The sequence below is a fragment of the Mycobacterium sp. 852002-30065_SCH5024008 genome, from assembly GCF_001665645.1.
In the GTDB taxonomy this organism is placed as follows: domain Bacteria; phylum Actinomycetota; class Actinomycetes; order Mycobacteriales; family Mycobacteriaceae; genus Mycobacterium; species Mycobacterium paraffinicum.
On the sequence record NZ_LZSZ01000145.1, the window covers coordinates 1 to 12,013 of the forward strand.

A 12,013-nucleotide genomic window follows, 5' to 3' on the forward strand; every position below is an offset into this window, starting at 1 on the left:
GATGTGTATAAGAGACAGGATCCGTTCGGTCTGACCCGGCGGCGGACCTGCGGCGGGAGGCGGCGGCGCGGGGGCCGGGCCGCCGGTGTTGATCCGCTCGGTCGGCCGCTCGGTGGGGGGCTGGCCGAAGGGGCCTTGGTTGGCCGGACGGCCCCACGTCGACGGGTCGGAGTTCGGTGGTCCCTGTGGGTTCGTCACCCGACTGATTCTGCACTATCGAGCTGAGCAAAATCTGAGTGGTTGCGCAGCACCGCGATGCTCTCGCGAGCCTTGGCGACCCGATCGACGTCGATGTCGGCAAGCACCAACTGCGGTGCGGAGCCGGCGGACGCGACGACCTCGCCGAACGGGGAGGCCACCAGGCTGCCGCCCACCCCGGTGGGCGCGCCCGACCCGGTCAGGGACTCGCCCGGGTCGGCCTGGCCGGCAGCGGCGACGTAGCTCATCGAATCGAGCGCGCGGGCCCGCGCCAAGAGCGTCCACTGGTCGAGCTTGCCGGGCCCCGCGCCCCACGATGCGCAGACGGCGATCAGCTGGGCGCCGCGGCGGGCCAGCTCGGTGTACAGGGCCGGGAAGCGGATGTCGTAGCAGACGGTCAGCCCCACCCGCACGCCGGCGACCGTGATCACCACCGGCTCGCGGCCGGGTGCGACGGTGCGTGACTCGGTGAAGCCGAAGGCGTCGTAGAGGTGGATCTTGTCGTAATGCGTGTCCGGCTCGTTGGGACTGCCCGGACCGGCCGCGATCAGTGTGTTCTTCACCCGTCCGTCCCCGGCCGGGGTGAACATGCCGGCAATCACCGTGATGCCGCAGTCGGCCGCGATGCCCCGCACCCCGGCCGCCCACGGCCCGTCGACCGGCTCGGCGATCGGCGCCAGTGGAACGCCGAACCGGCACATGGTCGCCTCGGGGAACACCACCAACTTCGCGCCGGCGTCGGCGGCCCGGCCGCTGTACTCGCGCACCAGGTCCAAGTTGGCGGCCGGATCGGTGCCGCTGAGGATCTGCGCCAACGCGATTCGCATGAGCGCCAGCTTAGGCTCGACGCGGTCTCACGCCATTCCCGCGATCCACTCCGTGGTGAACCGCTGCTCCGCCGCCACCAGCTCGGCCAGTCGGGTGCCGATGATGTTCTCCAGCTTGCCGCCGATGATCGGGACGCGTACCTGGACGGTGGCCCGGAAGGTCAGTCGGGCACCGCCCGTCTGCAGGATTGTCGAGAGCGTGGCGGAGCCCTTCAGATTCACCGGGGCGTCCAATATCGAGCCGGCGACCGAACCCTGCGCGGCGCCGTCCGCAACGGGTCCCCAGATCTCCTCGCGCCTGATGCGGAGGTCGCCGCTGTGCAACTGCGTGACCATCCCCGGCAACTTGTGACTGTGGATCACCTGCACGGTGACAACCTCGACGGTGTCTTCGTCCCCGGTTTCACCGCCGACCCGCATCGATTCCAGCGTGGCGAGGTCAACACCGGACCCGGCCAGCCGTGCCCGCCAATAGGTCTCGTCCGTGAACGCCCGATGCACCTCTTCAACGCTGCCGTCGTAGTCGGCCGACAAGTCGAATGAACGCGGCATAGCAGGTGAGGCTACCGTTACGGGCCATGAAATCCAGCGATGCCGGTTCGACATTCGCCGGCGCGCATGTCGCCGAGGCGGTGTCGCTCGCGCCGCTGACGACGTTGCGGGTGGGGCCGGTCGCGCGCCGCCTGATCACCTGCGCCAGCACCGAACAGGTGATCGCGGCGGTGCGGGAGCTGGATGCCGAAAGCCGTGCGGGAGAACATGCCCCGGTGCTGGTGTTCGCCGGCGGGTCCAACCTGGTGATCGCCGATACCCTGACCGACCTGACCGCCGTGCGGTTGGCCAACAGCGCCATCACCATCGACGGCGGCCTGGTGCGCGCGGAGGCGGGCGCGGTGTGGGACGACGTCGTGGTCAGTGCCATCGAGCACGGTCTGGGCGGGCTGGAATGCCTGTCCGGGATCCCCGGGTCGGCCGGGGCCACCCCGGTGCAAAACGTCGGGGCCTACGGTGCGGAAGTCTCCGACACCATCACCCGGGTCCGGGTATTGGACCGCGGCAGCGGCCAGGTGCACTGGGTGCCGGGCGGCGAGCTCGGCTTCGGCTACCGCACCAGCGTGTTCAAGCAGGCCGCGCCCGAAACTCCTTGGGTGGTACTGGAAGTCGAGTTCGCCCTGAACTCGTCGGGCCGCAGTGCGCCGCTGCGCTACGGCGAACTGGCCGCCGCGTTGGGGTTGAGCGGCGGCGAGCGGGCCGATCCGCTGGCGGTCCGCGAGGCGGTGCTGACGCTGCGGGGGCGCAAGGGCATGGTGCTCGACCCGGACGATCACGACACCTGGAGCGTGGGGTCGTTCTTCACCAACCCGGTGGTCGCGCCCGAGGTGTACGAGCGGCTGGCCGCGAGCGTCCAGGGGGCGGTTCCGCACTACCCGGCGCAGGACGGCGTCAAGCTGGCGGCGGGCTGGCTGGTGGAGCGGGCCGGTTTCACCAAGGGTTATCCCGACGATCCAGCGGCGCGCTGCCGGCTGTCCACCAAGCACGCGCTGGCGCTGACCAACCGCGGCGGCGCCACCGCCGACGAGGTGATCGCACTGGCCCGCGTCATCCGCGACGGGGTTCGTGATGTGTTTGGTGTCACATTGCAACCCGAGCCTGTCCTGCTCGGCTGCAGGCTGTAGCTCCGAATCCTTCGGAAGACCGACCCGGCCCCGATTTGTCGCGGCGGAGTTGATGGATTTTGCCCGGTATCTTTGACTTTCGTGAGCACGTCGCACCCCCCGCCGCCGATCAACCGGCGTGTGGCTTTGGCGACCCTCGGACTGGGGGTCTTCGCCCCCAGCCTGTTGGCCGCGTGTGGCGGCACCACGGCCAAGCAGGCCGAGAAGAAAGAGCAGCCCGCGCCGCAGCTGAAGTTCCAGCCGGCCGATGCGACCGAAAACGTCGTGCCGATCGCGCCGATCAGCGTCCAGATCAGCGACGGCTGGTTCCAGCACGTCGCGCTGACGAATTCCGCGGGCAAGCCCGTGGCGGGCAAGTTCAACTCCGACCGCACCGTCTACACCACCACCGAGCCGCTGGGCTATGACGCGACCTACACGTGGAGCGGCTCGGCCGTCGGGCACGACGGCAAGGCGATCCCGGTGAAGGGCAAGTTCACCACGGTGTCTCCCACCAAGAAGATCGGTGGGGCCTTCCAGTTGGCCGACGGCCAGACCGTCGGGGTGGCGGCGCCGATCATCATCCAGTTCGATGCGCCGATCTCCGACAAGGCCGCCGTCGAGAAGGCGCTGACCGTCACCACGAATCCGCCCGTCGAGGGCAGCTGGGCGTGGCTGCCCGACGAGGCGCAGGGCGCCCGGGTGCACTGGCGCACGCGCGAGTACTACCCCGCGGGCACGACCGTCAACGTCGACGCCAAGTTGTACGGCCTGCCGTTCGGCGACAGCGCGTACGGGGCCGAGGACATCTCACTGAACTTCCAGATCGGCCGCCGGCAGGTGGTTAAGGCCGAGGTCACGTCGCACCGCATTCAGGTGGTCAGGGACGAAGGCGTCATCATGGACTTCCCGTGCAGCTATGGCGAGGCCGACAAGGCGCGCAACGTCACCCGAAACGGCATCCACGTGGTCACCGAGAAGTACGCCGACTTCTACATGTCCAACCCGGCCGCCGGCTACAGCCATGTGCACGAACGTTGGGCGGTGCGGATCTCCAACAATGGCGAGTTCATCCATGCCAACCCGTCGAGCGCCGGCGCGCAGGGCAACACCAACGTCACCAACGGCTGCATCAACCTGTCGACCGGCGACGCGGAGCAGTACTTCCAGTCGGCGATGTACGGCGACCCGGTCGAGGTGACCGGGAGCTCGATCCAGCTGTCCTACTCCGACGGTGACCTCTGGGACTGGGCCGTCGACTGGGACACCTGGGTCGCCATGTCGGCGCTCCCGCCTGCCACCGCGCACCCGCCGTCCACTCAGATTCCGGTGACCGCACCGGTCACGCCGTCGACCGCACCGACCCTGTCCGGCACGCCGACGACGACCACCTCGTCCAGCCCGGCGACTAGCCCCGGCGGTTGAACCGGGTGGCCGACGCCTGGTCGCGCGGCTTCATGACGATCAGGTCGAGGTCGACGTGGGGCGGCCGCGAGGCCACGAAGCCGATCACCTCGGCGACGTCGGCGGCAACCAGCGGTGTGAGGCCGGTGTAGACGGCGTCGGCGCGTTGTTGATCGCCGTCGAAGCGAACCAGCGAAAACTCGGTCTCGACTGCGCCGGGCGCGATCTCGGTCAGCCGCACCGGCTTACCCAGCAGCTCGCCGCGCAGCGTGCGGTGCAGCGCTCCCTGGGCGTGTTTGGCCGCCGTGTACCCGGCGCCGCCGTCGTAAACCTCAAGTGCGGCAACCGAAGTCACCGTGACGATCAGGCCGTCACCGGAGTCGATGAGCTTGGGCAGCAGCGCTCGGGTGACCCGCAGCGTACCCATCACGTTGGTCTCCCACATCCACCGCCAATGCTCGAAGTCTGAATCGGCGACCGGTGCCAGCCCGCGGGCGCCGCCGGCGTTGTTGACCAGCACGTCCACCCGGGCCAGTTCGTCGGCCAGAGCGGCGACCGCCGCGTCGTCTGTGACGTCAGCCACAATCGCGGTTCCGCCGATCTCCCGTGCCAGGGCGTTGATCCGCTCCGCCCTGCGCGCCACCGCGACCACGTGGAAGCCCTGCGCAGCGAGGGTCTGGGCCGTGGCCTCGCCGATTCCCGAGCTGGCGCCCGTGACGACCGCGACCCGTTCATTCCTGACATTTCCAACCATAGAAACAACCTTAGTGAGCGTGCTAAATTTTCTTGGTGCACCTCAGCGCCCTGTCCAGCACCACCACCGCGTGTCTTCGCGCGGCGGGTGCGTGTTGTTGTCGCGCACTTTGCCGCTCCTGACTTTTTCAGGCGTGGCCAGTGACGGCCAACAAAAATCGGACAAAGGACGCTCGTGCGCTCGAATACCCTCACCCAGCCTCATCGTTCGCCCACCCGTGCCAGCTACCAGGGCCACCGGTCGGTGCGTCGTCAAATCGTGCCGCCGGCACTGCACATCGCCGACTCGGCGGCGGCCTCGGTGTTCCGGGCCGTCCGATTGCGCGGCCCCGTCGGGCGTGACGTCATCGCCGGCGTTACCTCGCTGAGCATTGCGACGGTCAACCGCCAAGTCATCGCCCTGCTCGAGGCCGGGTTGCTGCGGGAACGCGCCGACCTGGCCGTCTCCGGAGCGATCGGACGGCCACGCGTGCCGGTCGAAGTCAACCACGAACCGTTCGTGACGCTGGGCATCCACATCGGCGCCCGGACCACCAGCATCGTGGCCACCGACCTGTTCGGTCGCACGCTCGACACCGTCGAGACTCCGACACCGCTCAGCCCGGCCGGACCCGCGCTGGCTTCGCTGGCCGAGAGCGCCGCTCGTTACCTGCGGCGTTGGCATCGGCGCCGCCCACTGTGGGTCGGCGTCGCGATCGGCGGCACCGTCGACAACGCCACCGGTCACGTCGACCACCCCCGGCTCGGTTGGCGGCAGGCGCCGGTCGGCCCGGTGCTGGCCGACGCGCTGGGACTGCCCGTGTCGGTGGCCTCGCACGTCGACGCCATGGCCGGGGCCGAGCTGCTGCTCGGCATGCGGCGATTCCTGCCCAGCTCGCCCACCAGTCTCTACGTCTACGCCCGCGAGACCGTGGGCTACGCGCTGGTGATCGGCGGACGGGTGCACTGCCCGGCCAGCGGCCCCGGCACCATCGCGACGCTGCCCGCCCACTCCGAGCTGCTGGGCGGCACCGGCCAACTGGAATCCACCGTCAGCGACGAGGCGGTACTGGCCGCCGCCCGCAGGCTGCGGGTCCTGCCGTTCGCTTCCCCGGGCCGGCCCAACGCGCCGGCCGCCGGCATCGCCGACCTGCTGAGGCTGGCCCGGGCCGGCAACGAGCAGGCCAAAGAACTGCTGAACGAGCGCGGCCGGGTGCTCGGGGGGGCGGTCGCGTTGCTGCGCGACATGCTCAATCCCGACGAACTGGTCGTCGGCGGCCAGGCTTTCACCGAGTACCCGGAGGCGATGGAACACGTGGAGGCGGCCTTCGCCGAGCGCTCGGTGTTGCCGCCGCGCGATATCCGCGTCACCGTCTTCGGCAACCGGGTCCAGGAGGCGGGCGCGGGGACTGTGTCGCTGGGCGGGCTGTACGCCGATCCGCTCGGGGCGATGCGGCGGGCCGGGGCGCTGAATCCGCGGCTGCGCGACGTCGCCGTCGACGAGTCTTCCGCTTAGCGCGAAGCCATGTCCTGGGCGTTGGGCTGGTGAGCGGAACGTCCTGTAAAGATGACAGAGTGCGGCACGATGACGTATTCCGGCTGAAACCGCGCCGCGTCGCAGTGTTGGCGGTGCACACCTCACCATTGGCCCAGCCGGGCACCGGCGACGCCGGGGGCATGAACGTCTATGTGCTGCAGACCGCGCTGCACCTGGCGCGGCGGGGCATCGAGGTGGAGATCTTCACCAGGGCCACCGCGTCCGCCGACCCGCCCGTCGCGCGGGTCGCGCCCGGCGTGCTGGTGCGCAACGTGGTAGCGGGGCCGTTCGAGGGCCTGGACAAATACGACCTGCCCACCCAGCTGTGCGCGTTTGCCGCCGGGGTGCTGCGCGCGGAAGCGTCGCACGAACCGGGTTACTACGACATCGTGCACTCGCACTATTGGCTGTCCGGCCAGGTCGGCTGGCTGGCCCGCGACCGCTGGGCGGTGCCGCTGGTGCACACCGCGCACACGCTCGCCGCGGTCAAGAACGCGGCCCTGGCCGCGGGTGACGCGCCCGAGCCGCCGCTGCGCACCGTCGGTGAGCAGCAGGTCGTCGACGAGGCCGACCGCCTGATCGTCAACACCGACGATGAAGCCGGGCAACTGATCTCCATCCACCGCGCCGACCCGGCGCGCATCGACGTCGTCCACCCGGGAGTGGATCTCGAGATGTTCCGCCCGGGCGACCGCCGGGCGGCCCGGGCCGCGCTGGGGTTGCCGCTCGACGAAGACGTGGTGGCGTTCGTCGGGCGGATCCAGCCGCTGAAGGCGCCCGATATCGTGCTGCGCGCCGCTGCGAAATTGCCGGGCGTGCGCATCGTGGTGGCGGGCGGGCCGTCGGGCAGCGGCATGGCCTCCCCGGACGGGCTGCGGCGACTGGCCGACGAGCTCGGCATCGCGGCCCGGGTGACCTTCCTGCCCCCGCAGTCCCGCAACGACCTGGCCACCTTGTTCCAGGCCGCCAGCCTGGTCGCCGTGCCCAGCTATTCGGAGTCGTTCGGCCTGGTAGCCGTCGAGGCGCAGGCGTGTGGCACGCCGGTGGTGGCCGCTGCGGTCGGCGGTCTGCCGGTGGCCGTGCGCGACGGGGTCACCGGCACGCTGGTGTCCGGCCACGACGTCGATCAGTGGGCCCACGCCCTGGATCGGGTGCTGCGGCTGCGCGCGCCACAGGCCGAGGCGATGAGCCGCGCGGCCGCCGAGCACGCGGCCACGTTCTCCTGGGAGAACACCACCGACGCGCTGCTGGCCAGCTATCGGCGCGCGATCCGCGCGTACACCGCCGAGCGAAGTGGGGTGGGCGCATGACGTCCACTGTGGAGCAGGTGATCGAGGACGCGCTGCAGGCGAGCGGTCTGGAGTACTCGAAACACGAGGGGGCGCACGGCGGGCTGTCCGGCCTCTTGGTGGAGCTGCCCGGCGAGCGCAAACTCAAGACCAACACCATTTTGAGCGTCGGCGAGCATTCGGTGCGCATCGAGGCGTTCGTGTGCCGCAAACCCGACGAGAACCACGAGGGCGTCTACCGCTTCCTGCTCAAGCGGAACCGCCGCCTCTACGGGGTGGCCTACACGCTGGACAAGGTCGGCGACATCTACCTGGTGGGCCGCATGTCGCTGGCGTCAGTGGACGCCGACGAGATCGACCGGGTGCTCGGGCAGGTGCTCGAAGCGGTGGATTCGGACTTTAATACGTTGCTGGAGTTGGGTTTTCGCTCGTCGATACAGAAAGAATGGGAGTGGCGGGTGTCCCGCGGCGAATCGCTCAAGAACCTCGAGGCGTTCGCTCACCTGATCGACGAAGACGACGAATAAGCTAACCGGCATGGGAGACACTGCCACGCTGGTGCTGCTGCGCCACGGCGAGAGCGACTGGAATGCCCTGAACCTGTTCACCGGTTGGGTGGACGTCGGGCTGACCGAGAAGGGCCGGGCCGAGGCGGTGCGCAGCGGGGAGCTGCTGGCCGAACAGAACCTGTTGCCCGACGTGCTCTACACCTCGCTGCTGCGCCGCGCGATCACCACCGCGCACCTGACGCTGGACGCCGTCGACCGGCTGTGGATCCCGGTGCGGCGCAGCTGGCGGCTCAACGAACGGCACTACGGCGCGCTGCAGGGGCTGGACAAGGCCGAGACCAAGGCCCGGTACGGCGACGAGCAGTTCATGGCCTGGCGGCGCAGCTACGACACGCCGCCGCCGCCGATCGAGAAGGGCAGCCGGTTCAGCCAGGACACCGACCCCCGGTACGCCAACATCGGCGGCGGCCCGTTGACCGAATGCCTGGCCGACGTGGTGGTCCGGTTCCTGCCGTACTTCACCGACGTCATCGTCCCGGACCTGCGCAGCGGCAAGACGGTGTTGATCGTCGCGCACGGCAACTCGCTGCGGGCCCTGGTCAAGTACCTCGACCAGATGTCCGACGACGACGTCGTCGGGCTCAACATCCCGACCGGGGTTCCGCTGCGCTACGACCTGGACGCCGACCTGCGGCCGGTCGTGCCGGGCGGCACCTACCTGGACCCGGAGGCGGCCGCCGCGGGTGCGGCGGCGGTTGCCAGCCAGGGGCGCGGGTAACGCCGGGCCGCGGGGCAATTGCGAGTTTTAAAGGCCTGTTTGCCGAACATCGCGTTAACGGGAGTGGAACACCTGAAGCGCAAAGTGTGACTTGTCCGATTTTGGCCTCGTTCCGCTAGGGCGGCGTTCAGGAAGATTTGTAGGATTTGCTATGTGACTGTGTTCTCGGCGCTGTTGCTGGCCGGGGTCTTGTCCGTGCTGGGGCTGGCCATAGGGGTAGCAGCCGGGACGCGGCTGTCGCCGAAAGCTCGCCGGCAGCGGGCGAGCACCGAATGGACCGGGATCACCGTCGCGCAGATGCTGCAACGCATCGTCGCGCTGATGCCGCTTGCAGTCGCGGTGGTGGATTCCCACCGCGACGTCGTCTACCTCAACGACCGGGCCAGGGAACTGGGCCTGGTGCGCGACCGGCAACTTGACGACCAGGCGTGGGAGGCGGCCCAGCAGGCGCTGAGCGGGGTCGACGCCGAATTCGACCTGCGGCCGGCCAAACGGGCGGCGGGCCGGTCCGGGCTCTCGGTGCACGGGCAGGCCCGGCTGCTCAGCGAAGAGGACCGCCGGTTCGCCGTGGTGTTCGCCCACGACCAGTCCGACTATGCGCGCATGGAGGCGACCAGGCGTGACTTCGTGGCCAACGTCAGCCACGAGCTGAAGACCCCGGTTGGCGCCATGGCCCTGCTCGCCGAGGCCCTGTTGGCGTCCGCCGACGATCCCGAAACCGTTCGCCGCTTTGCCGAGAAGGTGCTCGTCGAGGCCAACCGGCTGGGGGACATGGTCGCCGAGCTGATCGAGCTGTCCCGGCTGCAGGGCGCGGAGCGGTTGCCCAACGTCACCGAGGTGGACGTGGATACCGTTGTGTCCGAGGCGATTTCACGCCACAAGGTGGCCGCCGACAACGCGCATATCGAGATTCGCACCGATGCGCCCAGCGGCTTGCGGGTGCTGGGCGACGAAACGCTTCTGGTCACCGCGCTGGCCAACCTGGTGTCCAACGCGATCGCCTATTCGCCACCCGGTTCGCCGGTCTCGATCAGCCGCCGGCGCCGCGGCGACAACATCGAGATCGCCGTCACCGACCGTGGCATCGGGATCGCTTTGGAAGACCAGGAGCGGGTCTTCGAGCGGTTTTTCCGGGGGGACAAGGCACGCTCGCGCGCTACTGGCGGCAGCGGGCTGGGCCTGGCCATCGTCAAACATGTCGCGGCCAACCACAACGGCAGCATCGGCGTGTGGAGCAAGCCGGGGACCGGATCGACATTCACGCTGTCGATTCCGGCCTACACGGACAATGACGAACAACCCGAGCAACCGCAGGGTCGCGAAGTGCGGCCCAACAGGTCACAACGAGAGGAAGAACTAAGTCGATGACCCGCGCTTACGACGATGCAGAGCATCGCGATGACAAGGAGTGGCGCGCATGACCAGTGTGCTGATTGTGGAAGACGAGGAGTCGCTGGCCGATCCGCTGGCATTCCTGTTGCGCAAGGAGGGCTTCGAGGCCACGGTCGTCACCGATGGACAAGCCGCGCTGGCCGAGTTCGATCGTGGGGGCGCCGACATCGTGCTGCTCGATCTGATGCTGCCGGGCATGTCGGGGACCGATGTGTGCAAGCAGCTGCGCGCTCGCTCGAGCGTGCCGGTGATCATGGTGACCGCGCGGGACAGCGAGATCGACAAGGTCGTCGGGTTAGAGCTGGGCGCCGATGACTATGTGACCAAGCCGTATTCCGCGCGCGAGCTGATCGCCCGGATCCGCGCGGTGCTCCGCCGCGGCGGTGACGACGATTCCGAAATCAGCGACGGTGTGCTCGAGTCCGGACCGGTACGGATGGACGTCGAGCGGCACGTCGTCTCCGTCAACGGCGACACGATCACGTTGCCGCTCAAGGAGTTTGACTTGCTGGAGTACCTGATGCGCAACAGCGGTCGGGTGCTGACGCGCGGACAGTTGATCGACCGGGTGTGGGGCGCCGATTACGTCGGCGACACCAAGACGCTCGACGTCCACGTCAAGCGGTTGCGGTCCAAGATCGAAGCCGACCCGGCCAACCCGGTCCACCTGGTGACCGTGCGAGGGCTGGGCTACAAGCTCGAGGGCTAGCTTTTCGGCTCGAAATGCGGGTGGTCGTTTCGGCGCTCCCCGGTAATTCAGTCGGCACCGAGCCGTCAGAGCGCACGAAATGATGAGCGCGTTGATGGGTGGAAGCGCCGATTATCGCGCGGCCCTGGCGCCTTCGCGACGGCCCTTCTCTTTCGCGTGGGTGGAGCAGCAATGCGCCATGTCGCAATGGAACCGGTCACTGCATTCATGCGAACAATAGATTGACGCGGCCGGAAGCCAGCCCGGATCGGACAGGTCGCGCCGTCGGTCGTTTGGATCGAAGGTGTGGCCGCAATGTACGCAGGTCTTGACCTTGGTCTTGGTGGCCATATCGGTCAGGGTACGCGCCGCGGCCCCAAATCGGTGCCGGTTTCAGATCGACGAGACGCGCCTATTATGCAATTCCACGCAAAGGTCTTTGCGTCAGCGAATTACTTTTTGAAACTAACTCAGTCGTCGTCCGTTGCCGCCTGCGCCGCAGTTCGGCACGACCGGCGCGGTCATCTCAATGAAATCGACGGCGCAACAGGTTAATAGGCGGTAAATCGGCGCCTCGTAGCGAATTAGCCTGCAGGGCAGAACGTTTCCATGTCGCGACGCAAGCTGCCGTTCCGAGGGTCTTTCGCCTTGCAATGCGGTTGTGCTGTGCACACGCGAGTGACAAACCCCGGTGCCGCGTCAAACGGATCAGGTGGGGTACGACGAGCGGCGCGGTCACGGCCCGGGCGGTGACGTGGTTGCGACACGGCGGCCCACCGCAGGAATTAATTCGGCAGCGATGGCGTTTGGGGTAGCCGTGGCGCACGCGACGAAATGCTCGAACGGATGAAGTCCCTTAGCATCGGCCCATCGGGCAATCGTGGTCGGGGGGAACGGTGTTGACGCTGCTCAAGCGGGGATGGGTCGCGCTCGTCGTGGTCGTGGCAGCGGTGATCGGAGGCGTTGCGGTGGACCGCCTCAACGGTGTCTTCCCGGGGCCCGGC

The 12,013-nt window shown here is 68.5% G+C and carries 13 protein-coding genes and 1 pseudogene; 9 read left to right on the forward strand and 5 right to left on the reverse strand.

The features are described 5' to 3' along the window. The 3 genes and pseudogenes from A5781_RS25675 to A5781_RS18315 all read right to left on the reverse strand — a co-directional run. Positions 1-198 (reverse strand): annotated as a pseudogene (locus A5781_RS25675) (DUF2993 domain-containing protein); the annotation flags it as partial. Continuing rightward, entirely contained in the window at positions 195-1,025 is an 831-nt protein-coding gene (locus A5781_RS18310) for a carbon-nitrogen hydrolase family protein (RefSeq protein ID WP_067209463.1), read from the reverse strand. The pseudogene A5781_RS25675 and the gene A5781_RS18310, both read right to left, overlap by 4 nt. Positions 1,026-1,052: 27 nt before the next feature. After that, entirely contained in the window at positions 1,053-1,577 is a 525-nt protein-coding gene (locus A5781_RS18315) for a DUF2505 domain-containing protein (RefSeq protein WP_067209466.1), read from the reverse strand. 26 nt (positions 1,578-1,603) lie between these two features. Here A5781_RS18315 and A5781_RS18320 point away from each other — a divergent pair, with 26 nt between their 5' ends. Then, entirely contained in the window at positions 1,604-2,701 is a 1,098-nt protein-coding gene (locus A5781_RS18320; protein ID WP_067209470.1) for a UDP-N-acetylmuramate dehydrogenase, read from the forward strand. Between the two features lie 33 nt (positions 2,702-2,734). Continuing rightward, positions 2,735-4,105, forward strand: coding sequence for an Ig-like domain-containing protein (locus A5781_RS18325; RefSeq protein WP_369817756.1), 1,371 nt, complete (start codon positions 2,735-2,737; stop codon positions 4,103-4,105). On the opposite strand, the gene A5781_RS18330 is transcribed toward A5781_RS18325, so the two are convergent. Then, positions 4,089-4,838 carry an SDR family NAD(P)-dependent oxidoreductase gene (locus A5781_RS18330; protein ID WP_067209478.1) on the reverse strand — a complete coding sequence of 250 codons (750 nt, stop codon included), beginning with the start codon at positions 4,836-4,838 and terminating at the stop codon, positions 4,089-4,091. The genes A5781_RS18325 and A5781_RS18330 overlap by 17 nt on opposite strands. A gap of 243 nt (positions 4,839-5,081) precedes the next feature. Between A5781_RS18330 and A5781_RS18335 the strand changes: the two genes are divergently transcribed. The 6 genes from A5781_RS18335 (at position 5,082) to regX (ending at position 11,030) form a co-directional block, all read left to right on the forward strand. Further along, positions 5,082-6,332, forward strand: a complete 1,251-nt coding sequence (locus A5781_RS18335; protein ID WP_231990752.1) for an ROK family transcriptional regulator — start codon at positions 5,082-5,084, stop codon at positions 6,330-6,332. Between the two features lie 29 nt (positions 6,333-6,361). Next, positions 6,362-7,663, forward strand: a complete 1,302-nt coding sequence (mshA, locus tag A5781_RS18340) for a D-inositol-3-phosphate glycosyltransferase (protein ID WP_231990751.1) — start codon at positions 6,362-6,364, stop codon at positions 7,661-7,663. Then, positions 7,660-8,169 carry a YbjN domain-containing protein gene (locus tag A5781_RS18345; RefSeq protein WP_067209488.1) on the forward strand — a complete coding sequence of 170 codons (510 nt, stop codon included), beginning with the start codon at positions 7,660-7,662 and terminating at the stop codon, positions 8,167-8,169. The genes mshA and A5781_RS18345 overlap by 4 nt, the downstream gene beginning before the upstream one ends. Positions 8,170-8,179: 10 nt before the next feature. Beyond that, complete coding sequence (locus A5781_RS18350) at positions 8,180-8,929, forward strand: phosphoglyceromutase (protein WP_067209491.1); 750 nt, start codon at positions 8,180-8,182, stop codon at positions 8,927-8,929. 153 nt (positions 8,930-9,082) lie between these two features. Then, positions 9,083-10,297: a cell wall metabolism sensor histidine kinase WalK gene (locus A5781_RS18355; RefSeq protein WP_156622570.1), complete on the forward strand. Its 1,215-nt coding sequence runs from the start codon at positions 9,083-9,085 to the stop codon at positions 10,295-10,297. A 49-nt stretch (positions 10,298-10,346) separates the two neighbouring features. Continuing rightward, positions 10,347-11,030: a two-component sensory transduction protein RegX gene (regX, locus tag A5781_RS18360; RefSeq protein WP_007167631.1), complete on the forward strand. Its 684-nt coding sequence runs from the start codon at positions 10,347-10,349 to the stop codon at positions 11,028-11,030. Between the two features lie 111 nt (positions 11,031-11,141). Here the strand turns inward: regX and A5781_RS18365 are convergent, their stop codons facing one another. Further along, a complete protein-coding gene (locus tag A5781_RS18365) occupies positions 11,142-11,360 on the reverse strand; it encodes a ferric uptake regulation protein (RefSeq protein WP_067209498.1) in 219 nt (72 codons plus the stop codon). Between the two features lie 548 nt (positions 11,361-11,908). Here A5781_RS18365 and A5781_RS25180 point away from each other — a divergent pair. After that, positions 11,909-12,013: MmpS family transport accessory protein (locus tag A5781_RS25180; RefSeq protein WP_255360834.1), on the forward strand; the 105-nt coding region annotated here is incomplete at its 3' end.

Bases quoted from the DNA above. Each gene is read 5' to 3' on its own strand.
- A5781_RS18310 (WP_067209463.1), bottom strand. From the start codon at position 1,025: ATGCGAATCGCGTTGGCGCAGATCCTCAGCGGCACCGATCCGGCCGCC.
- A5781_RS18315 (WP_067209466.1), bottom strand. From the start codon at position 1,577: ATGCCGCGTTCATTCGACTTGTCGGCCGACTACGACGGCAGCGTTGAA.
- A5781_RS18320 (WP_067209470.1), top strand. From the start codon at position 1,604: ATGAAATCCAGCGATGCCGGTTCGACATTCGCCGGCGCGCATGTCGCC.
- A5781_RS18330 (WP_067209478.1), bottom strand. From the start codon at position 4,838: ATGGTTGGAAATGTCAGGAATGAACGGGTCGCGGTCGTCACGGGCGCC.
- A5781_RS18345 (WP_067209488.1), top strand. From the start codon at position 7,660: ATGACGTCCACTGTGGAGCAGGTGATCGAGGACGCGCTGCAGGCGAGC.
- A5781_RS18350 (WP_067209491.1), top strand. From the start codon at position 8,180: ATGGGAGACACTGCCACGCTGGTGCTGCTGCGCCACGGCGAGAGCGAC.
- regX (WP_007167631.1), top strand. From the start codon at position 10,347: ATGACCAGTGTGCTGATTGTGGAAGACGAGGAGTCGCTGGCCGATCCG.
- A5781_RS18365 (WP_067209498.1), bottom strand. From the start codon at position 11,360: ATGGCCACCAAGACCAAGGTCAAGACCTGCGTACATTGCGGCCACACC.